We start from the raw sequence: 22,230 nt of genomic DNA, 5'->3' as shown, positions 1-22,230 counted from the left end.
ACCATGACCGATCACATCTCCGACGAGATTCCCGACAACTCGCCCGCCGAGGCGCTGTCGAAGGCCAACGTGCTCATCGAGGCGTTGCCGTGGCTCAAGCGCTTCCACGGCGAGATCGTCGTCATCAAGTTCGGCGGCAACGCCATGGTGTCCGAAGAGCTCAGTCGGGCCTTCGCCGAGGACATCGTCTTCCTGCGCTTGGCCGGTGTTCTCCCCGTCGTCGTGCACGGCGGCGGTCCCCAGATCTCGGCGCGGCTCACCGAGCTGGGCATCGAGAGCGAATTCCGCGGCGGCTATCGCGTCACCACCCCCGAGGCCATGACCGTCGTGCGCGATGTGCTGCGCGGCCAGATCAACGCGTCCATCGTGGCGGGCATCGAGGCGCACGGCCAGAAGGCCCTCGGCCTGGGCGGTGACGATGCATCCCTGTTCGGCGGTCGCAAGCGCGGCGTCGTGATCGACGGTGAGCCCGTCGACCTCGGTCAGGTCGGCGACGTGGTCCAGGTCGGCACCGCGGCGGTCATCGACGCGCTCTCGATCGGCACGGTGCCGGTCGTCTCGTCGATCGCCCCCGATCTCGACAGCGCCGGCGATCTTCTCAACGTCAACGCGGATGCCGCAGCCGCCGCCCTCGCGGCCGCCCTCGGTGCTGCCAAGCTCGTCATCCTGACCGACGTCGCCGGGCTCTACAGCGACTGGCCCAACCGCGAGTCACTCGTCTCGAGCATCACGACAAGCGACCTGCGCGCGCTGCTCCCGACGCTCGAGTCGGGCATGATCCCGAAGATGTCGGCGTGCCTCGAAGCCGTCGACGCGGGTGTGCAGAAGGCGGCCATCATCGACGGGCGTATCGCCCACTCCATCCTGCTCGAGGTCTTCACCAGCGAAGGCATCGGCACCGAAGTCGTTCCCGAGGAGGAATCATGAGCACCTGGCGCGACGATGTCGAACGCGACATGATGCGCACGTTCGGACCCCCGGCCGCGTTCCTCGTCAAGGGCGAGGGATGCTCGGTCTGGGACTCCGAAGGCAACCGCTACCTCGACTTCCTGGCGGGCATCGCCGTGAACTCGCTCGGCCACGCCCACCCCGTGCTCGTCGAGGCGGCGGCGCGCCAGGCGGCCACGCTCGTGCACGTGTCCAACCTGTTCTCCACACCGCCGCAGCTCGAGCTCGCCTCCCGGCTGAAGCGACTCGCGGGCACGGGCGAGGCTGGGCGCGCCTACTTCTGCAACTCGGGCGCCGAGGCGAACGAGGCCGCGTTCAAGCTCGCGCGCCTCAACCAGGCCGGTGGCAAGCGCACGCGCGTTCTGACCCTCGAGAATTCCTTCCACGGTCGCACCATGGGCGCGCTCGCGCTCACGGGCAAGCCCGCCATGCGGGCACCGTTCGAACCGCTGCCGGGTGGCGTCGAATACCTCGAGACCACCATCCAGGCGCTCGAAGACAACATCGACGACACGGTGCAGGCTCTGCTGCTCGAGCCCATCAAGGGCGAGTCCGGGGTCATCGACCCGCCAGAGGGCTACCTCAAGCGGGCGCGCGAATTGACCGAGCAGCACGGTGTCCTGCTCATCATCGACGAGATCCAGACGGGCGCGGGCCGCACCGGCACGTGGTTCGCGTTCCAGCAGGCCGACATCGTGCCCGACGCCATCACGGTGGCCAAGGGCATCGGCGGCGGCATCCCGATCGGAGCCATTGTCACGTTCGGCTGGGCGAGCGACCTGTTCTCGCAGGGTCAGCACGGCAGCACGTTCGGCGGAAACCCCTTCGCCACGGCAATCGCCAACGCCGTACTCGGTGAAATCGAGCGCGCCGACCTGGTCGGCAACGCCCAGCGCCGGGGCGCCGAGTTGCGCGACCTCATCCGCTCGTTCGAGTCGCCGCTGATCGAAGAGGTCCGCGGCCGCGGCCTGCTCGTCGGCATCGGGCTGTCGCAGCCCATCGCGCCGGCCCTGCAGCAGGCCGCGCTCGCGCACGGGCTCATCATCAACGCGCCCAACCCCACGAGCATCCGACTCGCGCCGCCCCTCATCGTGGGCGATGCCGAGCTGGCCGAGTTCCGCGAGAAGTTCGGCCGGGCGCTCGAGGATGTCTCGGATGCCGCGGCTGCGGTCGATGCGCCCGCGCATGCTCCTCACGACGGCGCCGCGGTGTCCGCCCCTGCATCCGCACCGGCTCCCGAGGCCGAGCCCGAGCCAGTTCTCACCCCGGCGCTTCCGCCCGCGATCGCCGAGCCCGACTCGGACTCCGACTCCGCCTCCGCCTCCGCTCCGAACGCTTCCGTCTAGACCCTAAGGAACGACATGACCCGCCATTTCCTGCGTGACGACGACATCACGCCGGCCGAACAGGCCGAGATCCTCACCCTGGCCCACGAACTGAAGCGCGACCGCTTCCAGGCCAAGCCGCTGGCCGGCCCGCAGACCGTCGCGGTCATCTTCGACAAGTCGTCCACGCGCACGCGCGTCTCCTTCGCCGTCGGTATCGCCGACCTCGGGGGAGTGCCCCTCATCATCTCGACCGCCAACTCGCAGCTGGGCGGCAAAGAAACGGCCTCCGACACCGCCCGCGTGCTCGAACGCCAGGTCGCTGCCATCGTCTGGCGCACCTACGCCCAGTCCGGGCTCGAAGAGATGGCCGCCGGCACGACCGTCCCCGTCGTCAACGCGCTGTCCGACGACTTCCACCCCTGCCAGCTTCTCGCCGACCTCCTCACCATTCAGGAGCACCGGGGCGAACTCGCCGGTCTTACCATCACGTTCATCGGCGACGGCCGCAGCAACATGGCGCAGTCCTACCTGCTGGCCGGTGCGACGGCGGGTGCCCACATCCGCATCGCCGCGCCCCACGAGTACAGCCCCGAGGCCGATGTCGTCGCGGATGCCGAGCGCATCGCCCAGCAGACGGGCGGAAGCATCCTCATCACCACCGATGTGACCGCGGCCGCAACCGACGCCGACGTCATCGTCACCGACACCTGGGTCTCGATGGGCAAGGAAGACGAGAAGGCCGCCCGGGTCGAGACCTTCGGCGGATACCGCGTCGACGACGCGCTGATGGCGCGGGCGAAGAGCGACGCGTTGTTCCTGCACTGTCTTCCGGCCGACCGCGGCTACGAGGTCACCGCATCGGTGATCGACGGGCCGCAGTCGATCATCTGGGACGAGGCCGAGAACCGTCTGCACGCGCAGAAGGCCCTCCTCGTCTGGCTCCTGCGCCAAGCGGCCTGAGCCACCACACAACTCACCACCACAACGAAAACAAGGAGAAACAGGTCATGGCAGAACGGGTAGTCCTGGCATATTCCGGCGGGCTCGACACGTCGGTCGGTATCGGCTGGCTGAAAGACGCCACCGGCAAAGAGGTCGTCGCCCTCGCGATCGACGTGGGACAAGACGGCGAAGACATGGATGTGATCCGCCAGCGTGCGCTCGACTGCGGCGCCGTCGAATCCGTCGTCGTCGACGCCAAGGATGAATTCGCGAACGACTACCTGGTGCCGGCCATCAAGGCCAATGCGCTCTACCAGAAGCGTTACCCGCTGGTGTCCGCCCTCAGCCGTCCGCTCATCGCCAAGTACCTGGCGTCGACGGCCAAGGAGCTCGGCGCCAACAGCGTCGCCCACGGCTGCACGGGCAAGGGCAACGACCAGGTGCGTTTCGAGGCCGCGGTCGCCGCTCTCGCGCCCGACCTCACGTCGCTCGCTCCGGTGCGCGACTTCGCCCTCACGCGCGACAAGGCCATCCTCTACGCGCAGGAGCACAACCTGCCCATCGAGCAGTCGAAGAAGAGCCCGTACTCCATCGACCAGAACGTCTGGGGTCGTGCGGTCGAGACCGGTTTCCTCGAGGACCCGTGGAACGCGCCCATCGAAGACCTCTACACCTACTCCAAGGACCCGGCCGAGGCTCGCGAGGCCACCGAGGTCACCATCACGTTCGACCAGGGTGTCCCCGTTGCGATCAACGGCCAGCCTGTCACGCCCCTGCAGGCCGTCGTGCAGCTGAACAAGCTCGCCGGTGACCAGGGTGTCGGCCGCATTGACATCGTCGAGGACCGTCTCGTCGGCATCAAGAGCCGCGAGGTGTACGAGTCGCCCGCCGGTCTCACGCTCATCGCCGCACACGAGGAGCTCGAGAACGTCACGATCGAGCGCGACGTCGCCCGCTACAAGCGCCGCGTCGAGGCCGAGTGGGCCGAGCTGGTCTACGACGGCCTATGGTTCTCCGGCCTCAAGCGCGCGCTGGACTCGTTCATCGACGAGACCCAGCGTTTCGTCACGGGCGAGGTGCGTCTGTCCCTCCACGCCGGCAAGGCCACCGTCACGGGTCGCCGCAGCGAGGTCGGTCTGTACGACTACAACCTGGCCACCTACGACACCGGTGACACGTTCGACCAGTCGCTCGCCAAGGGCTTCATCGAGCTGTGGTCGCTGCCGTCCAAGATCTCGGCTCGCCGGGACCTCGCGAACTAGCATGGCCGTCGACAACACGTCGGGTGGGGCCACCCCGAGCGGATCCCTCTGGGGTGGCCGCTTCGCGGGTGGCCCGTCCCCGGCCCTGCAAGCGCTCAGCAAGTCCACGCAGTTCGACTGGATCCTGGCGCCCTACGACATCGCCGGTTCGAAGGCGCACGCCACGGCATTGCACGCCGCCGGTTATCTGACCGCGGATGAACTCGAGCGCATGCACCACGCCCTCGACGCGCTCGCCGCAGACGTCGCCGACGGCAGCTTCCAGGCCGTCGAGGCGGACGAAGACGTGCACGGTGCGCTCGAGCGGGGCCTCATCCAGGTCGCCGGCCCCGAGCTGGGCGGCAAACTCCGCGCCGGCCGCAGTCGCAACGATCAGATCGCCACGCTCGTGCGCCTGTACCTGCTCGATCAGGCGGGCGCTATCGCACACGGCGTCATCCAGCTGATCGATGCCATCGCGGCGCAGGCGGATGCTCATCACGGCGCCGTCATGCCGGGGCGCACGCATCTCCAGCACGCTCAGCCCGTTCTCCTGTCGCACCACCTCCTCGCGCATGCCTGGCCGCTGGTCCGCGACCTCGAGCGCCTGGGGGAGTGGTCGAAGCGTGCCAAGGTCTCGCCTTACGGCGCGGGGGCCCTCGCCGGCAGCTCGCTCGGTCTCGATCCGTCGCTCGTCGCCCGCGAGCTCGGCCTCTCGGGCGCGCTCGAGAATTCGATCGACGCAACGGCGGCGCGCGATGTGGTGGCCGAGTTCGCCTTCATCGCCTCGCTCATCGGGGTGAACCTCTCGCGTTTTGCCGAAGAGATCATCCTGTGGAACACGCGCGAGTTCGGTTTCGTCACGCTCGACGACGGCTACTCGACGGGTTCGAGCATCATGCCGCAGAAGAAGAACCCCGACATCGCCGAGTTGGCGCGGGGCAAGTCGGGTCGCCTCATCGGCAACCTGTCCGGTCTGCTCGCCACGCTCAAGGGTCTGCCGCTCGCCTACAACCGTGACCTGCAAGAGGACAAAGAGCCCGTCTTCGATTCCGCCGAAACGCTCACGGTCCTCCTCCCGGCCTTCACGGGCATGGTGGCAACGCTCACGTTCCACACCGACCGCATGGCCGAGCTCGCCCCTCAGGGCTTCTCCCTGGCAACGGATGTCGCGGAGTGGCTCGTCAAGCAGGGCGTGGTGTTCCGTGAGGCCCACGAGATCAGCGGCGCCCTGGTGCGCTTCTGCGAAGAACGCGGTCTCGATCTCGCTGACCCGTCCGACGAGGAACTCGCCCAGGTGTCGCCGCATTTGACGCCCGCGGTGCGCGAGGTCCTGACGGTCGAGGGCTCGGTCTCGAGCCGCATCGGCACCGGCGGCACGGCTCCCGTGCGTGTTGCTGAGCAGCACCAGGCCCTCACGAAGCGCGTCGCCGAACTCGCGTCGGGTCTCTTCGCCTGACGCACGCGCTCCGCAGCACTCGCCAACAGGGGCGGCCCGATCTCCGTCGAGCCGCCCCTGTCGCGGTGGTCTTCGGTTGTTCTCAGCGCGCCAGCAACGCGATCGCCGCGCCCGCACTCGCCCACACGAGGCTGGCGAACGTGCCGATGATGAACCGTTCCCGCGTCTCCGGCTCGGACAGCTCGGTGAACCGGCCGACACCCTTGATCGCCACGACCACGGCGAGCCCTTCGGGGTATCCGGCGAGCAGCGACGCCGCAACGGCCACGCGCTCCAGATATCCGATCGTCGCGCCACCCCTCAGCACTTCCAGAGGCTTCCCATCGCGCCCCGTGCCTGACGCATCCGCGGGTGACTCGCTCGCTCCGGCTCCGGCCTTCGCCCCGACCATGATGCCGCCGTGGTCCCCATCCGGAACCGACCCCCGCGTGGCCAGATCGAGCACGGCGACGACGGCCGGCCCGCCACCCACGACCGCGATGGCAACACCCAGGAGCGCGAGCACGAAACCCACTCCGTCGAGCAACGGCGGCAGCGGCACGAGCAGCAGGACGATCTCGGCGACGACGAGCACCGCGCTGGCGATGACCACGAGATGCCGCCCGGGCCTGCTCGCGATGATGGCGCACACGAGCGCGGCGACCCCAATCAACAGGGCGATGCTCGACACGGTGATCGCTCCGTACAGCTCGTTCTGGTTCATGCGTTCATCCTCCCGCGTCGGTACCCGTCATTCCATCGGAAACCACTGACACGGATGCTCAAGCCGCGAGTGTCCCCAGTCGCTCCAGCAGGCGCCGCAACGCCACCACCGAGCGTTCTTCGAGCCGTATTCCGGCAGCTTTGATGCGCAGGCTGGCCGCGGATGCCGTGATCCCCAGCGCCTCGGCGGCCTGCTTCTGGCTCATCCCGCCCGCCAAGAGGTCGGCGATTTCCCATCCGCCGTCGGTGCGTCGTTCCCGCAGCGACAGCAGCAGGTCGATCAGCGCCTCGCAATCGCGCGCCAGGTCGGCTGCTTCGCCCTCGTCGGCACCTGTCTGGAGCGCGAATCGTGTCGGCGCCTTCTTCGCTCGATCGACCGCGGTCCGGGCTGCGTAGTACGCGTCTCCCGTGGCTTCCCGGGTCGACGCCGGCAGTGGATGTCGCACCCCACCGACCCCGACACCCACACTCCACCAGGCTGCTCGTGTCAGCCCCAGCACGATGTCGAGTACGACCGCGGCGTCGTCGACGGCGACCTGGAACTCGTCGCCCGCAGTTCGTTCAGCCGGCAGCACGAGGGTCTCCCCATGTTTCGCGGTCACCTCGCGCACCGCTCGGGCGACGAGATCATCGTGCGTTCGACTCTGTACCTGATCTACGGTCACCACAAACATCTTCACTCCCACCCTCAATTCCCCCAACATAAGCCCAAACACTCAACAAAACAACATCAAGCAAATACCCAAAACCCCAGAGTCAGCGGCACCACTGGATATTGAGCAGGCAGCCGTCCCTGCCCCCGGTAGTGATGTCATCTCGCCTCATCGAACGCGGAACGCCGATCGGGGCTGCTTCCCTATCCCCACGCAGCCGCGCTGATAGCCTTATGCCCGTGCCCGACCTGCAACGAACCCCCGCAAACGACCCGACTTTCGACAATGTGTGGGATGAGATCCTCTGGCGAGGCCTCGTCCACGTGTCCACCGACCAGGAGCAGCTCCGCGCCCTCCTCGGAGGAGAGTCGATCACGTACTACTGCGGTTTCGACCCCACCGCTCCGAGTCTTCATCTCGGCAACCTGGTCCAGCTGCTTCTCATGCGGCGCCTGCAGCTCGCCGGCCACCGCCCACTCGGTCTCGTCGGTGGGTCGACGGGTCTCATCGGCGATCCTCGTCCCACGGCCGAGCGCACGCTCAACACCCCCGAGGTGGTCGCCGGCTGGGTGAGCGATCTGCAGAAGCAGGTGTCGACCTACCTCAGCTTCGAGGGTGACAACGCCGCGAGCCTCGTCAACAACCTCGACTGGACCGCGCCCCTCACGGCCATCGAGTTCCTTCGCGAGATCGGCAAGCACTATCGCGTGGGCACGATGATCAAAAAGGATGCCGTGAGCGCGCGGCTCAATTCCGAGAACGGCATCAGCTACGCGGAGTTCAGCTACCAGATCTTGCAGGGGCTCGACTACCTCGAACTCTTCCGCACACGGCAGTGTGTGTTGCAGACCGGTGGCAGTGACCAGTGGGGCAACCTCACGAGTGGCACGGACCTCATCCACCGGGTCGAGCGAGCCATGGTGCATGCGATCGGCACACCGCTGATCACCAACTCCGATGGGACGAAGTTCGGCAAGAGCGAGGGTAACGCCATCTGGCTCAACCCCGAGATGACGAGCCCGTACGCGTTCTACCAGTTCTGGGTGAACACGGACGATGCCGATGTCATCGAGCGCCTCAAGGTCTTCACTTTCCTCACGCGCGCCGAGATCGAAGCGCTCCAGGCCTCGGTCGAACAGGAGCCGTTCAAGCGTGAGGCGCAGAAGACTCTCGCGTTCGAGGTCACGAGCCTCGTGCACGGCGTGGATGCTACGAATTCGGCCATCCTCGCCGCGCAGGCTCTCTTCGGCCAGGCCGATCTGACAGACCTCGACCCGGGCACCCTGCGCGCCGCCCTTTCAGAACTCCCGAACGTCAACGTCCCGTCGGGGTCATCTGTCACCCAACTCCTCGTCGACACGGGCCTCACGTCGAGCCTGGGCGAAGCGCGCCGAGCGGTCGCCCAAGGTGGCGTCTACGTCAACAACGTCAAGGTCACGGATGATTCGGCCATAGTCGTCGATGCCCTGCCCGGGGGAGTGGCGGTCCTTCGCCGCGGCAAGAAGACCCTCGCGGGCATCTTCCTCGAGCAATAACTCGCACAACGAACAATGGATGCCGGTCACCCCTATGGTGGCCGGCATCCGCCGTTTCCGCGTAAACACGGGCGACACGCCCGGGATGCAACCCGAATTTGCGGCGGTCCCAGGACCTGCGTAGAGTAACTACTCGTCACCCCAAAGGTGCGGGAGAGCCGAAGAGCTTCCCGGCCTCAAGCGGGGGCCAATCCCAATCAGTTACCACGTTGAACTTGTTCAACTGAGCGTAATGATCTAGGATTGAAAACCCACCACCGGAGTTATTTTCTCCCACTTGTGCGCCTCGGTGCCAGACGTGAGAAGCTCTTGAAAATGTGGTGTAGGTTAGAGAAGTTGCCCTGATGAACAGCCTTCGGGTGGGTTTGTTGGGTGCGTCTGATCTTTGAGAACTCAACAGCGTGCACAATGTCAAATGCCAAATAACCTCGGCATCCATTTTTTGGGTGTTTGAGATTTCTTTGAGATTGAAAATGAATGTCAGTTGATATTCGGATTTGGTCAGATTGAACTCGTGTGGATTGTTCGCCTATTCCGGTGGCTGTTCACACATCTGAATGTGCCGTCGCTTCTTTGGGAGTGGTTGGCAGATAAACATTTACGGAGAGTTTGATCCTGGCTCAGGACGAACGCTGGCGGCGTGCTTAACACATGCAAGTCGAACGATGAAGCCCAGCTTGCTGGGTGGATTAGTGGCGAACGGGTGAGTAACACGTGAGTAACCTGCCCTTGACTCTGGGATAAGCGCTGGAAACGGCGTCTAATACCGGATATGACAACCGACGGCATCGTCTGGTTGTGGAAAGAATTTTGGTCAAGGATGGACTCGCGGCCTATCAGCTTGTTGGTGAGGTAATGGCTCACCAAGGCGACGACGGGTAGCCGGCCTGAGAGGGTGACCGGCCACACTGGGACTGAGACACGGCCCAGACTCCTACGGGAGGCAGCAGTGGGGAATATTGCACAATGGGCGAAAGCCTGATGCAGCAACGCCGCGTGAGGGACGACGGCCTTCGGGTTGTAAACCTCTTTTAGCAGGGAAGAAGCGAAAGTGACGGTACCTGCAGAAAAAGCACCGGCTAACTACGTGCCAGCAGCCGCGGTAATACGTAGGGTGCAAGCGTTGTCCGGAATTATTGGGCGTAAAGAGCTCGTAGGCGGTTTGTCGCGTCTGCTGTGAAATCCCGAGGCTCAACCTCGGGTCTGCAGTGGGTACGGGCAGACTAGAGTGCGGTAGGGGAGATTGGAATTCCTGGTGTAGCGGTGGAATGCGCAGATATCAGGAGGAACACCGATGGCGAAGGCAGATCTCTGGGCCGTAACTGACGCTGAGGAGCGAAAGGGTGGGGAGCAAACAGGCTTAGATACCCTGGTAGTCCACCCCGTAAACGTTGGGAACTAGATGTGGGGACCATTCCACGGTCTCCGTGTCGCAGCTAACGCATTAAGTTCCCCGCCTGGGGAGTACGGCCGCAAGGCTAAAACTCAAAGGAATTGACGGGGGCCCGCACAAGCGGCGGAGCATGCGGATTAATTCGATGCAACGCGAAGAACCTTACCAAGGCTTGACATATACGAGAACGGGCCAGAAATGGTCAACTCTTTGGACACTCGTATACAGGTGGTGCATGGTTGTCGTCAGCTCGTGTCGTGAGATGTTGGGTTAAGTCCCGCAACGAGCGCAACCCTCGTTCTATGTTGCCAGCACGTAATGGTGGGAACTCATGGGATACTGCCGGGGTCAACTCGGAGGAAGGTGGGGACGACGTCAAATCATCATGCCCCTTATGTCTTGGGCTTCACGCATGCTACAATGGCCGATACAAAGGGCTGCAATACCGCAAGGTGGAGCGAATCCCAAAAAGTCGGTCCCAGTTCGGATTGAGGTCTGCAACTCGACCTCATGAAGTCGGAGTCGCTAGTAATCGCAGATCAGCAACGCTGCGGTGAATACGTTCCCGGGCCTTGTACACACCGCCCGTCAAGTCATGAAAGTCGGTAACACCCGAAGCCAGTGGCCTAACCCTTGTGGAAGGAGCTGTCTAAGGTGGGATCGGTAATTAGGACTAAGTCGTAACAAGGTAGCCGTACCGGAAGGTGCGGCTGGATCACCTCCTTTCTAAGGAGCATATGGCGCCTCTTCGTTGAGGTGTCCAGAGCCGCGATCGAGACGAATGTTCTCGCGTGGTGCTCATGGGTGGAACATTGACATTGACATCATCGTGAACGTGTTTACGGCGAGTACGTCTTCTTCGGGAGATTGGAAAGTTGTGGCAGGGGAGTGGTGGTGTATGCACGCTGTTGGGTCCTGAGGGACCAGAAACGTGAAGGCCTCCTATTGAGGGGGATTTGCGGGACTGACTCTTACGGACCTTTTTGGTCTGGGACCTAGTTGATCGGCATTACTGGCCGGTTGGGTAGGTACCGCCCGTACTTTGAGAACTACACAGTGGACGCGAGCATCTTAGATGCGGAACTTTATGTTCCGTGTCTTGATAAACACAATGATTTATCCAACACTTCGGTGTTGGTGATCCATTGGTCAATTTCTTACGAGAAATTCGATTCGAACTCATGTGATTTCAAGTTTCTAAGAGCAAACGGTGGATGCCTTGGCATCTGGAGCCGAAGAAGGACGTAGTAATCTGCGATAAGCCTCGGGAAGCTGATAAACGAGCTGTGATCCGAGGATTTCCGAATGGGGAAACCCCGCCAGGCCCTTTGGGTGACCTGGTGACTCCCGCCTGAATATATAGGGCGGGTAGAGGGAACGGGGGGAAGTGAAACATCTCAGTACCCTCAGGAAGAGAAAGCAAAAGCGATTCCGTGAGTAGTGGCGAGCGAAACCGGAACAGGCTAAACCGATTATGTGTGATATCCGGCAGGAGTTGCATGGTCGGGGTTGTGGGACTTTTCTTTTCTGTCTGCCGATGGAGAAGGGTTAGAGCGCTGTATAGACGAATGATTTTGAATGATCAGTCAGAGAGGGTGCGAACCCCGTAGTCGAAATGCAGTTATCGCCCGAAGAGTATCCCAAGTAGCACGGGGCCCGAGAAATCCCGTGTGAATCTGTCAGGACCACCTGATAAGCCTAAATACTCCCAGATGACCGATAGTGAACAAGTACCGTGAGGGAAAGGTGAAAAGTACCCCGGGAGGGGAGTGAAATAGTACCTGAAACCGTTTGCTTACAAACCGTTGGAGCCTCCTTGTAGGGGTGACAGCGTGCCTTTTGAAGAATGAGCCTGCGAGTTAGCGATATGTGGCGAGGTTAACCCGTGTGGGGTAGCCGTAGCGAAAGCGAGTCTGAATAGGGCGATTCAGTCGCATGTCCTAGACCCGAAGCGAAGTGATCTATCCATGGCCAGGTTGAAGCGACGGTAAGACGTCGTGGAGGACCGAACCCACTTCAGTTGAAAATGGAGGGGATGAGCTGTGGATAGGGGTGAAAGGCCAATCAAACTTCGTGATAGCTGGTTCTCTCCGAAATGCATTTAGGTGCAGCGTTGCGTGTTTCTTGCCGGAGGTAGAGCTACTGGATGGCCGATGGGGCCCAAAAGCTTACTGACGTCAGCCAAACTCCGAATGCCGGTAAGTGAGAGCGCAGCAGTGAGACTGTGGGGGATAAGCTTCATAGTCGAGAGGGAAACAACCCAGACCACCAACTAAGGTCCCAAAGCGCGTGCTAAGTGGGAAAGGATGTGGAGTTGCACAGACAACCAGGAGGTTGGCTTAGAAGCAGCCACCCTTGAAAGAGTGCGTAATAGCTCACTGGTCAAGTGATTCCGCGCCGACAATGTAACGGGGCTCAAGCACGCCACCGAAGTTGTGGCATTTATATTTTAGCCCGGCCCACTTGTGGGTCCAGGCGTATGGATGGGTAGGAGAGCGTCGTGTGGCGAGTGAAGCGGCGGTGTGAACCAGCCGTGGACGCCACACGAGTGAGAATGCAGGCATGAGTAGCGAAAGACGGGTGAGAAACCCGTCCTCCGAAAGACCAAGGGTTCCAGGGCCAGGCTAATCCGCCCTGGGTAAGTCGGGACCTAAGGCGAGGCCGACAGGCGTAGTCGATGGACAACGGGTTGATATTCCCGTACCGGCGAAGAACCGCCCAAACTAATCCAGTGATGCTAAGAGTCTGAATCCTTGTCACTGATCCCTTCGGGGTGACGGTCAAGGCCTAGCGCTCGACCCTATGCTGGTGCGGTTAGCGTATTAACAGGTGTGACGCAGGAAGGTAGTCGGTCCTAGGCGATGGTTGTCCTAGGCCAAGGTTGTAGGCCGAGAGATAGGCAAATCCGTCTCTCATGAAGGCTGAGAACTTAAGGGGAGCCCGTAAGGGCATGATCCGATGATCCTATGCTGCCAAGAAAAGCATCGACGCGAGGTTCTAGCTGCCCGTACCCCAAACCGACTCAGGTGGTCAGGTAGAGAATACTAAGGAGATCGAGAGAATCGTGGTTAAGGAACTCGGCAAAATGCCCCCGTAACTTCGGGAGAAGGGGGGCCTAAGGCGTGAATGGACTTGCTCCAGTAAGCGCTGCAGGGCCGCAGAGACCAGTGGGAAGCGACTGTTTACTAAAAACACAGGTCCGTGCTAAGTCGCAAGACGATGTATACGGACTGACGCCTGCCCGGTGCTGGAAGGTTAAGAGGAACGGTTAGCCGTAAGGCGAAGCTGAGAATTTAAGCCCCAGTAAACGGCGGTGGTAACTATAACCATCCTAAGGTAGCGAAATTCCTTGTCGGGTAAGTTCCGACCTGCACGAATGGCGTAACGACTTCCCAGCTGTCTCAACCGCGAACTCGGCGAAATTGCACTACGAGTAAAGATGCTCGTTACGCGCAGCAGGACGGAAAGACCCCGTGACCTTTACTACAGCTTGGTATTGGTGTTCGGTGTGGCTTGTGTAGGATAGGTGGGAGACTGTGAAGCGGGCACGCTAGTGTTCGTGGAGTCATCGTTGAAATACCACTCTGGTCACTCTGGATATCTAACTTCGAACCGTAATCCGGTTCAGGGACAGTGCCTGGTGGGTAGTTTTAACTGGGGCGGTTGCCTCCCAAAAAGTAACGGAGGCGCCCAAAGGTTCCCTCAACCTGGTTGGCAATCAGGTGGCGAGTGTAAGTGCACAAGGGAGCTTGACTGTGAGACTGACAAGTCGAGCAGGGACGAAAGTCGGGACTAGTGATCCGGCAGTGGCTTGTGGAAGCGCTGTCGCTCAACGGATAAAAGGTACCTCGGGGATAACAGGCTGATCTTGCCCAAGAGTCCATATCGACGGCATGGTTTGGCACCTCGATGTCGGCTCGTCGCATCCTGGGGCTGGAGTAGGTCCCAAGGGTTGGGCTGTTCGCCCATTAAAGCGGTACGCGAGCTGGGTTTAGAACGTCGTGAGACAGTTCGGTCCCTATCCGCTGCGCGCGCAGGAAATTTGAGAGGATCTGACCCTAGTACGAGAGGACCGGGTTGGACGAACCTCTGGTGTGTCAGTTGTTCCGCCAGGAGCACCGCTGATTAGCTACGTTCGGGATGGATAACCGCTGAAAGCATCTAAGCGGGAAGCCGGCCTCAAGATGAGATTTCCATGCCTTCGGGCGAGAGGCTCCCAGCCAGACGACTGGGTTGATAGGCCGGATGTGGAAGAGAGGACTAAAGACTCTCGGAGCTGACCGGTACTAATAAGCCGATAACTTGATAATCACCCACCCCCTTTGAGGGGTGAAGCATGAAATTCGTATCGAATGACATGATGCTACGCGTCCACTCTGTGGTTCTCGATGTACGGTCGAGAACAAAGCAACACAACATAACTGAACAGCTACACCCGTTCAGAACCCCACAACACCCGTGTTGTGACAGGTTCCCAGGGGTGAAGTCTTCGGAACATGAACTGATCGTATGATCCCTAATGTTTCGGCGGCCATAGCGAGAGGGAAACGCCCGGTCACATTCCGAACCCGGAAGCTAAGACTCTCAGCGCCGATGGTACTGCAGGGGGGACCCTGTGGGAGAGTAGGACACCGCCGGACTTAACATTGAAAATGGCCACCCAACACGCTTGGGTGGCCATTTTCGCTTTAACACCACCAGATGAGACAGACTGGTACTTACACCTCAACAGTGACCACACCACCTCGGGAGAGAGCTATGTCCGATAACACCGACAACGAGCGACGAAACGATCGCACCAACCGAGGAGACGGCGAGCGGCGCGCAGGCGGCGAACGTCGAGGCGGTAGCGCCGGTGGTCGGTCAGATGGGCACGGAGCGGGCAATGGAGCCCGCGGTGACAACAATTCGGCCCGCGGGGGTTACGGCGCTAGCCGCGACGGCCAACGCAACGAACGTTCCAGCGGCTCGGCCGGGCGTGAGGGTCAGCGCGGCGACCGTTCCTACGGTGCGCCTCGCGACGGAGGCCGCACCGATCGGCCCGCTGAACGCGGGCGCGACGGGCAGCGATCCGAGCGACCGTACGGCGCCGGTCGAAGCGGTGAGCGTAACGAACGTTATTCGGGCGGCGCGGGTGGGGCGCGATCATCCGATCGATCGTCTGGGGGTGACCGCGGCGGCCGTTCCTACGATGGCAACAGCGGGAACCGTTCTTACGGCGGAAGTGGTGGCGCCCAGGGTGCACGCCGCCCGAACGACGGGGGGCGTGACGGCGGCGGGGCCGGGCGTTCCTACCCTGAGCGGGGCGGCCAGGGTGGCGATCGTTCCTACGGAGAGCGTGGCGCCCAGGGCGCAGGTCGGGGCTACGGATCCGGTTCACGTGATGGTGAGCGGGGCGAACGATCCTACGGCGCAGGCTCGCGCGACAGCGGTCGCGGTGAGCGTTCCTTCGGCGGTGGAAGTCGTGACGGTGGACGGGACGGACGTTCGTACGGCGCCGGGCGCGACGGGCAGCGTTCCGGGGGCGACCGTGACGGTCATCGTTCAGCGCGCCCGAGCGGTGGACGGGACGGCGACCGCGGTCAGCGTTCCTTCGGCGGTGGACGCGACGGGGAGCGCTCCGAGCGTTCGTTCGGAGGGGGCGCGCGTGGCGGAAGCGGAGAGCAGCGCGGTGGAGATCGTTTCCCGCGACGCGACGACCGCGGCGGGCGCGACGATGCGCGGCGTTCCGATCGTCCGAGCTATGGCGACCGCGATGGTGGACGAGGGCGCGATGATCGTGGTCGGGGGAAAGACTCCCTGTGGACGCGCGACGGACGCCCCGCCCGCGGTGACCGCGATGCCCGTGCCCAGGAAGAAGAGCTGACTGAAGAGCAGAGAATGGCTCGGGAGCTGCGCTCGGTTCGTACGAGGCACGATGACCCCGACATCCCGGAGAGTGTGAAGCCCGACGACCTCGATCGGGTTGCTCGAAACGAATTGAAGACTCTGACCAAAGAGAACGCCGAATGGGTTGCACGACACCTGGTGATGGCGGCGACGCTGATCGATGACGATCCGACGCGGGCCCACCAGCATGCGTTGTCGGCGGCGCGACGCGCGGGCCGTATCGGTGTCGTGCGTGAGACTCTTGCGATCACGGCATACGAGACCGGTGATTACGCTCTCGCATTGCGCGAACTGCGTACCTATCGCCGCATCACGGGGTCGAACGACCAGTTGCCCCTGATGGTCGACTCGGAGCGTGGTGTGGGGCGGCCCGAGCGCGCGCTCGAGTTGGGGCGTACGGTCGACCGCGCAACGTTGACGCCGGCCGTGCGTGTCGCCCTGTCGATCGCGATGTCGGGAGCACGACTGGACCTGGGGCAGTCGGATATGGCACTTGCCGAGTTGCAGGTTCCCGAGCTCGATCCGAACAAGGCGTTCGAGTGGAGCCCGGAGCTATTCGCGGCCTATGCCGAAGTTCTCGGCGAGCTCGAGCGAAGTGACGAGGCCGCCGTGTGGCGGAAGCGCGCGATCGTCGCGGCCGAGGTGCTTGATGAGCGCAACGGCGTTTTCGAGTCCGAGACGATGGATGTCTACGAAGAAGAACTCGAAGGCGTTGACGCGGCTGAGGATGTTGACGTTGCTGAGGATGTTGACGTTGCTGAGGATGTTGACGTTGCTGAGGATGTTGACGTTGCTGAGGATGTTGACGCGGCTGACGACGTTGACGCGGCTGACGACGTTGACGCGGCTGACGACGTTGACGCGGCTGACGACGTTGACGTTGACGTTGACGACGCGACTGACGGTGCTGACCCGGTTGGGGGCGTTGTCGAGGCTGACGGCGCTCATGATCGTGACGCCGCTGAGGGTGTCGACAACTTTGAAGGCGACGACGACCTCGACGACATCGGTGCGAGCGTGGATGTCGACGACCACGGTGTGGATTCTGAGGAATCGGATAGCGCGCATCGGAGGGCATCTGAAGCGTCCGCGGACGTGCCACCTGTGAGCGTCGAGGACGATCTGTCAGAGGCAGGGGAGCCTGTCGCGCCGAGCGCGAACGAAGCGTCGTACATCGATGACAATGCGGGTGAAAACAGCGCGGGTGATGACGGCGCAGCGCTGAACGGCGAGAACGGTGCCGAAGTGGCTGACGGTGCCGAGGAGGCTGACGGAACCGACGGTGCCGACGAGGTCGGCGAGAAGGATGAGCGTCGTGCTGAGAAGGAAGACTAAGGCCGTGCGGGCTCCGCTGGATGGGGTTGACGTTGTGCTGGCCGACCTCGACGGGGTCGTGTATGCCGGGGCTGGCGCCATCCCACACGCTGTGGAGAGTTTGAATCGCGCTGCAGAGAGCGTGCGCGTGGGGTACATCACGAATAACGCGTCTCGAACCGATGCGACCGTTGCCGGCCATCTGAACGAGTTGGGGCTGCACGTCGCCCCCGAGGAGATTGTGACGAGCCCTCAGGCGGCCGTGCGGTTGCTGGCCGGGACCGTCGAGCCCGGCGCGACCATTCTCGTCGTGGGTGGCGATGGTCTCGTGCGCGAGATCGAGAAGGCCGGCTATCGCGTGACGCGGTCGGCGGAGGATTCGCCCGCCGCCGTGATGCAGGGGTTCGCGCCCGAGGTGGGCTGGAGTCAGCTGGCCGAGGCGGCGTTCGCCCTGCAACGGGACGACAACCTGCCGTGGATTGCGACGAATACGGACTGGACGATTCCTCAAGCACGGGGCATCGCTCCGGGCAATGGGACGCTCGTGTCCGCTGTGCACACGGCCATCGGGCGGCTCGCCGTCGTGGCCGGCAAGCCAGAGGTTCCGATCTTCGAGGAAGCCAAGGCGCGTTTCGGGGCGACCAAGCCGTTGTTCATCGGCGATCGTCTGGACACCGACATCCTGGGGGCGAACCGGGCGGGGATCGATTCCGTGCTCGTTTTGACCGGCATCGACAAGGCGAAGCATGTGCTGGCGGCGGACAAGTTCTCGCGGCCGACCTACATCCTCGAAGATTTGCGGCAGCTGCACGAGCCCTATCCCGAGACCCGACTGTCGAAGGATGGTCGGACGGCGACGGTGCGGGAGGCGACCGTGTCGATCGAGGGCAACGACGTCGTGATCGTCGCCGAGGGTGATGGTGGCATCGATCTGCTGCGCGCCGCGTGTCAGGCGATCTGGTCGTCGGGGCGCGCGATCTATGGGCTGAACGTGCCGGAGCGGTTGTACGCCTGACCGAATCGAGGCCCGACGTTCTCCACAGCGCTGAGAGCTGAAATCTGTCCACAGGCGGGCTGCTGCGGCATCCCGCTGGGGCGGAAGAGCTACGCTGGAGAGTGTGATGGAGACCGACGAAACCCGCGACGACGATGGACTCGTGTCGCGCCTTCGTTTGATCGAAGACCGGCCCCTCGAAGACCGCGCCGGCGCTTATGCAGCCGTGCATGAAGAGCTGCGCGCCGTGCTCGAAGGGGGCGACACTCCCGTCGACGGGCGAGCCTCATGAGCGAGAGGCTCGATGTCGCCCTGGTGACGCGCGGGCTCGTGCGGTCCCGCACTCAGGCTGCACAGGTGATCGCAAACGGGCTCGTCTCGGTCAGCGGTGCCACCATTCTGCGCGCCTCGCACAAGGTGACAGAAACGGATGACGTGACCGTCGACGGCCTCGATCATTACGTGAGCCGAGCGGCACACAAATTGCTCGCCGCTCTGGACGTGTTCGGTGTCGACGTGACCGGCCGATCCGCCCTAGATGTCGGCGCGTCCACAGGCGGTTTCACGCAGGTGTTACTCGAGCGCGGAGCGCGATCGGTTATTGCGCTCGACGTGGGTCACGGGCAACTCGCAGAAACCATTCGGCACGACCCGCGAGTGACGGTCGTCGAGGGATTCAACGCCCGCGAGTTGTCGGCCGAGGCCGTGGAGAAGATGGCCCCCGACGGTGACCGTCCCTCGGTGGTGGTCGGCGATGTGTCCTTCATCTCCTTGACCCATCTGCTCGGCCCGATCGTGCGCAGCGCAAGCACCGACGCCGACCTGTTGTTGCTGGTGAAGCCCCAGTTCGAAGTGGGGCGCGAGAGCATCCGAGAGGGTGTCGTGCACCGGCCCGCGCTGCGTGAACGCGCCGTATGCGATGTTCTGTGGGCGGCCTGGGACGAAGGGCTCGGCACCGTGGGCGTCGCCGAATCGCCGCTCGTCGGCAACCACGGCAATCACGAGTACCTGATCTGGCTGCGCCGTGTCGAGGCCCCGGGTCGTTCAGGTGTTGTCGCCCAGAATCCGACAGAATGGTTGGAACGCATAGCAACCATGACAGGAGTGTGAACGCGTGACCGACGCTTCTGAGCGGTACATCCTCGTGGTGTCCCACACCGGCCGAGCCGATTCGATCGACGCCGCCGTGCAGGTGGTCAACCAGTTGCGCGCCGCCGACATCACGCCCGTCCTGTTCGCCGCCGAGCGCGACGACATTCTCGAGCGCGTGCCCGACCTGGGATATGTGGCGATCCTCGATCAAGACATCGTTCCGTCCGAGCTCGAGCTCGTCATCGTCTTGGGTGGCGATGGAACGATTCTGCGCGCGGCGGAGATCGTGCGTGGATATTCGGCGCCACTCCTCGGCGTGAACCTCGGGCACGTCGGCTTCCTGGCCGAGAGTGAACGTGATGATTTGGCCGACGCTGTGAAACGCGCCGTGGCCCGCGACTACCTCGTCGAAGAGCGCATGACGCTGTCCGTGCGAGTGAAAGTCGGCGACGAGGTCGTCTACAGCAGTTGGGCGCTCAACGAAGCGACCGTCGAAAAGGCGAGCCGCGAACGCATGCTCGAGGTTGTCATCGAAGTAGACGGGCGGCCTCTGTCCTCCTTCGGCTGCGACGGCGTCGTCGTGTCTACGCCTACCGGGTCAACCGCCTACGGGTTCTCGGCGGGCGGGCCCATCGTGTGGCCGACCGTCGAAGCCATCACACTCGTGCCCCTGAGCGCGCACGCGCTCTTTGCTCGACCCATCGTGGTCGGCCCCGACTCGCCCCTCGCCATCGAACTGCTCGAGCGCACCGACGGCACGGGAGTGCTGTGGTGCGATGGGCGTCGCACGCACGATCTGGCGCCCGGAGCGCGCGTCGTGGTGCGGCGATCGTCGACGCCCGTGCGGTTGGCCCGGCTGCACCAGGGTCCGTTCACCGATCGACTCGTCAACAAGTTCGAACTTCCCGTGACCGGATGGCGGGGGCCGGCCTAACGTGATCGAAGAAATCGATATCCGCGACCTCGGCGTCATCGCGCGGGCCACGTTGCCGCTCGGGCCCGGGTTCACGGCCATCACCGGCGAAACCGGGGCGGGAAAGACCATGGTCGTCACGGCCCTCGGGTTGCTGCTCGGCGACCGATCCGACAGCGGTGTCGTGCGGTCGGGGGCGAAACAGGCTAGTACTCAGGGACGGTGGCTCGTGGCATCCACGGGGCCCGTCGCCGAACGTGTGCGAGAAGCGGGCGGCGAGCTCGACGACGTCGACGATGGACGCGCGGAGTTGCTTCTGGGGCGAAGCGTGTCGGCCGAAGGGCGCAGCCGAGCGACAGTCGGCGGCCAGGGCGCACCCGTCGGCGTGCTCGCAGAGGTCGGGGCGCAGCTCGTGGTCGTGCACGGACAGTCCGAACAGATCCGGCTGAAATCCGTGGCGGCACAGCGGCACGCCCTCGATCGATATGCCGGGGCTGATCTGCACACGGTGCTCGAGGAGTACCGACACGTATATCGACGGCTGAACGCGAATCGCCAGGAGCTCGACCTCATCGTCGAAGAACACGATCGTCGGCAGCGGGAAGCCGACGACCTGCGCCGGGCCATCGCCGAGATCGAGGCGGCCGCTCCGCAGCCGGGCGAAGACGCCCAGCTCACCGAACGCGCGGAACGACTGACGAACCGGGAAGAGCTGCGCATCGCCGCCGCATCCGCTCGAGAGAGCCTGTCCGCCGAAACGATCGACGCGGTCGACGTGATCGCGCTGGTCGACGGCGCGCGCCGCGAACTGGAACGCGCCTCCGCCCACGACAGCGAGCTCGCGGCCCTCGCCAGCCAGATCGAAGGCATCAGCTTTCAGGTGAGCGAGATCGCCGGCGAATTGTCCACCTATCTCGCGGGACTCGACGAAGACGGGGCGCGCGAACTCGAGATCATCCAAGAACGGCGCGCCGAACTGAACAGCATCGTGCGCAAGTACGGGCCGTCGCTCGACGATGCACTGGCGCTGCTCGAAACGGGGAGCGCCCGGCTGCTCGAACTCGACAGCGACGACGAGCGGATCGAACAGCTGCGCGCCGATATTGCCGAAGACCAGCAGGTCGCCGACACCCTGGCCGGCCAACTCAGCACGCTGCGGCGTGAGGCGGCCGCGGCGCTCGGAACGGCCGTGAGCGAGGAGCTCAGCGCGCTGGCCATGGCGGGGGCGCAGCTCGTGGTCGACGTGACCCCCACCGACGAGCTCGGCCCTGACGGGCGGGATGCCGTGGCGATTCTCCTGAAGCCGCACTCGGGCACCGAGCCGCGACCCATCGCACGTGGTGCGTCGGGCGGTGAACTGTCGCGCGTGATGCTGGCCCTCGAGGTCGTGATCGCCGGGACCGACCCCGTGCCGACATTCGTGTTCGACGAAGTCGACGCCGGTGTGGGCGGTGCCGCGGCGATCGAGATCGGGCGGCGGTTGCAGGAGCTGTCCCGCACATCGCAGGTCATCGTCGTGACGCACCTCGCGCAGGTCGCGGCTTTTGCGCAGAACCACCTGAGCGTCGTGAAGGGGAGCGACGGGTCGGTGACGGCGTCGAGCGTTCGTCAGCTCGACGGCGATGAACGCGCGGCCGAGATGGCCCGACTGCTGTCCGGGCTCGCCGACTCCGAAAGCGGACTCGCGCACGCGCGAGAGCTTCTCGAGATGGCGCACTCCGCAACTGCGTAGCGGACCGGCGACAGCAGAACGCGAAACGCAGAACGGCGAATGCAGATTGCCGACCGCCGACCGCAGACTGCACCGCCGACCGCAGACTGCACCGC

Annotated in this window: 15 protein-coding genes and 3 rRNA genes; 15 read left to right on the top strand and 3 right to left on the bottom strand. The window is 63.6% G+C overall.

Annotated elements, in window-relative coordinates; genetic code table 11:
* Positions 1 to 3: 3 nt before the first annotated feature.
* The 5 genes from argB to argH are packed head-to-tail and all read left to right on the top strand — an operon-like array spanning position 4 to position 5,918.
* On the top strand, positions 4 to 927 hold the full coding sequence (gene argB / locus ACUWEX_RS09525; RefSeq protein ID WP_079728498.1) for an acetylglutamate kinase: 924 nt from the start codon (positions 4 to 6) through the stop codon (positions 925 to 927).
* On the top strand, positions 924 to 2,294 hold the full coding sequence (locus ACUWEX_RS09520) for an acetylornithine transaminase (RefSeq protein ID WP_445996082.1): 1,371 nt from the start codon (positions 924 to 926) through the stop codon (positions 2,292 to 2,294). Before argB ends, ACUWEX_RS09520 begins: the two co-directional genes overlap by 4 nt.
* Before the next feature lie 15 nt (positions 2,295 to 2,309).
* Positions 2,310 to 3,236, top strand: a complete 927-nt coding sequence (gene argF, locus ACUWEX_RS09515) for an ornithine carbamoyltransferase (protein ID WP_079728447.1) — start codon at positions 2,310 to 2,312, stop codon at positions 3,234 to 3,236.
* Positions 3,237 to 3,283: 47 nt separating this feature from the next.
* A complete protein-coding gene (locus tag ACUWEX_RS09510; RefSeq protein ID WP_079728448.1) occupies positions 3,284 to 4,480 on the top strand; it encodes an argininosuccinate synthase in 1,197 nt (398 codons plus the stop codon).
* Position 4,481: 1 nt separating this feature from the next.
* Positions 4,482 to 5,918 (top strand): argininosuccinate lyase, encoded by a 1,437-nt coding sequence (gene argH, locus ACUWEX_RS09505; RefSeq protein ID WP_445996081.1) that lies wholly within the window; start codon positions 4,482 to 4,484, stop codon positions 5,916 to 5,918.
* Positions 5,919 to 6,000: 82 nt separating this feature from the next.
* Here argH and ACUWEX_RS09500 read toward each other — a convergent pair whose 3' ends face one another.
* Both ACUWEX_RS09500 and ACUWEX_RS09495 read right to left on the bottom strand, forming a co-directional pair.
* A complete protein-coding gene (locus ACUWEX_RS09500) occupies positions 6,001 to 6,621 on the bottom strand; it encodes a hypothetical protein (protein WP_445996080.1) in 621 nt (206 codons plus the stop codon).
* Between the two features lie 58 nt (positions 6,622 to 6,679).
* A complete protein-coding gene (locus ACUWEX_RS09495) occupies positions 6,680 to 7,294 on the bottom strand; it encodes a hypothetical protein (protein WP_079728499.1) in 615 nt (204 codons plus the stop codon).
* 212 nt (positions 7,295 to 7,506) lie between these two features.
* Between ACUWEX_RS09495 and tyrS the strand changes: the two genes are divergently transcribed.
* The 4 genes from tyrS (at position 7,507) to rrf (ending at position 14,841) form a co-directional block, all read left to right on the top strand.
* Complete coding sequence (gene tyrS / locus ACUWEX_RS09490) at positions 7,507 to 8,808, top strand: tyrosine--tRNA ligase (RefSeq protein WP_445996079.1); 1,302 nt, start codon at positions 7,507 to 7,509, stop codon at positions 8,806 to 8,808.
* Positions 8,809 to 9,405: 597 nt separating this feature from the next.
* Positions 9,406 to 10,927, top strand: a 16S ribosomal RNA gene (locus tag ACUWEX_RS09485).
* A gap of 461 nt (positions 10,928 to 11,388) precedes the next feature.
* Positions 11,389 to 14,511: ribosomal RNA gene (locus tag ACUWEX_RS09480) — 23S ribosomal RNA — on the top strand.
* A gap of 213 nt (positions 14,512 to 14,724) precedes the next feature.
* Positions 14,725 to 14,841, top strand: a 5S ribosomal RNA gene (rrf, locus tag ACUWEX_RS09475).
* The 16S, 23S and 5S rRNA genes sit together here, the layout of an rRNA operon.
* Positions 14,842 to 15,745: 904 nt before the next feature.
* Here the strand turns inward: rrf and ACUWEX_RS09470 are convergent.
* The gene (locus ACUWEX_RS09470) at positions 15,746 to 16,117 is read right to left on the bottom strand and encodes a hypothetical protein (protein WP_445996078.1); all 372 of its coding nucleotides are present in this window, start codon (positions 16,115 to 16,117) and stop codon (positions 15,746 to 15,748) included.
* Between the two features lie 24 nt (positions 16,118 to 16,141).
* Here ACUWEX_RS09470 and ACUWEX_RS09465 point away from each other — a divergent pair, with 24 nt between their 5' ends.
* From ACUWEX_RS09465 to recN, 6 genes are all read left to right on the top strand, one after another.
* Complete coding sequence (locus ACUWEX_RS09465; protein ID WP_445996077.1) at positions 16,142 to 17,425, top strand: hypothetical protein; 1,284 nt, start codon at positions 16,142 to 16,144, stop codon at positions 17,423 to 17,425.
* Entirely contained in the window at positions 17,397 to 18,419 is a 1,023-nt protein-coding gene (locus tag ACUWEX_RS09460; protein WP_079727850.1) for an HAD-IIA family hydrolase, read from the top strand. The genes ACUWEX_RS09465 and ACUWEX_RS09460 overlap by 29 nt, the downstream gene beginning before the upstream one ends.
* Positions 18,420 to 18,522: 103 nt before the next feature.
* On the top strand, positions 18,523 to 18,690 hold the full coding sequence (locus ACUWEX_RS09455; protein ID WP_445996076.1) for a hypothetical protein: 168 nt from the start codon (positions 18,523 to 18,525) through the stop codon (positions 18,688 to 18,690).
* Positions 18,687 to 19,508, top strand: a complete 822-nt coding sequence (locus ACUWEX_RS09450) for a TlyA family RNA methyltransferase (RefSeq protein ID WP_445996075.1) — start codon at positions 18,687 to 18,689, stop codon at positions 19,506 to 19,508. The genes ACUWEX_RS09455 and ACUWEX_RS09450 overlap by 4 nt, the downstream gene beginning before the upstream one ends.
* Positions 19,509 to 19,512: 4 nt before the next feature.
* The gene (locus ACUWEX_RS09445) at positions 19,513 to 20,424 is read left to right on the top strand and encodes an NAD kinase (RefSeq protein ID WP_079727848.1); all 912 of its coding nucleotides are present in this window, start codon (positions 19,513 to 19,515) and stop codon (positions 20,422 to 20,424) included.
* Between the two features lies 1 nt (position 20,425).
* Positions 20,426 to 22,135, top strand: a complete 1,710-nt coding sequence (recN, locus tag ACUWEX_RS09440) for a DNA repair protein RecN (protein WP_445996074.1) — start codon at positions 20,426 to 20,428, stop codon at positions 22,133 to 22,135.
* Positions 22,136 to 22,230 lie beyond the last annotated feature (95 nt).

Source organism: Okibacterium fritillariae, assembly GCF_052783725.1.
Note: the sequence above shows the minus strand (reverse complement) of the source record. Positions and strands in the feature narration are given on the sequence as shown.

Excerpts from the sequence above, each read along its gene's own strand:
- ACUWEX_RS09450 (WP_445996075.1), top strand. The coding sequence starts at position 18,687 with ATGAGCGAGAGGCTCGATGTCGCCCTGGTGACGCGCGGGCTCGTGCGG.
- tyrS (WP_445996079.1), top strand. The coding sequence starts at position 7,507 with ATGCCCGTGCCCGACCTGCAACGAACCCCCGCAAACGACCCGACTTTC.
- ACUWEX_RS09510 (WP_079728448.1), top strand. The coding sequence starts at position 3,284 with ATGGCAGAACGGGTAGTCCTGGCATATTCCGGCGGGCTCGACACGTCG.
- argF (WP_079728447.1), top strand. The coding sequence starts at position 2,310 with ATGACCCGCCATTTCCTGCGTGACGACGACATCACGCCGGCCGAACAG.
- ACUWEX_RS09520 (WP_445996082.1), top strand. The coding sequence starts at position 924 with ATGAGCACCTGGCGCGACGATGTCGAACGCGACATGATGCGCACGTTC.
- argB (WP_079728498.1), top strand. The coding sequence starts at position 4 with ATGACCGATCACATCTCCGACGAGATTCCCGACAACTCGCCCGCCGAG.
- ACUWEX_RS09495 (WP_079728499.1), bottom strand. The coding sequence starts at position 7,294 with ATGTTTGTGGTGACCGTAGATCAGGTACAGAGTCGAACGCACGATGAT.
- ACUWEX_RS09500 (WP_445996080.1), bottom strand. The coding sequence starts at position 6,621 with ATGAACCAGAACGAGCTGTACGGAGCGATCACCGTGTCGAGCATCGCC.
- argH (WP_445996081.1), top strand. The coding sequence starts at position 4,482 with ATGGCCGTCGACAACACGTCGGGTGGGGCCACCCCGAGCGGATCCCTC.
- ACUWEX_RS09460 (WP_079727850.1), top strand. The coding sequence starts at position 17,397 with ATGAGCGTCGTGCTGAGAAGGAAGACTAAGGCCGTGCGGGCTCCGCTG.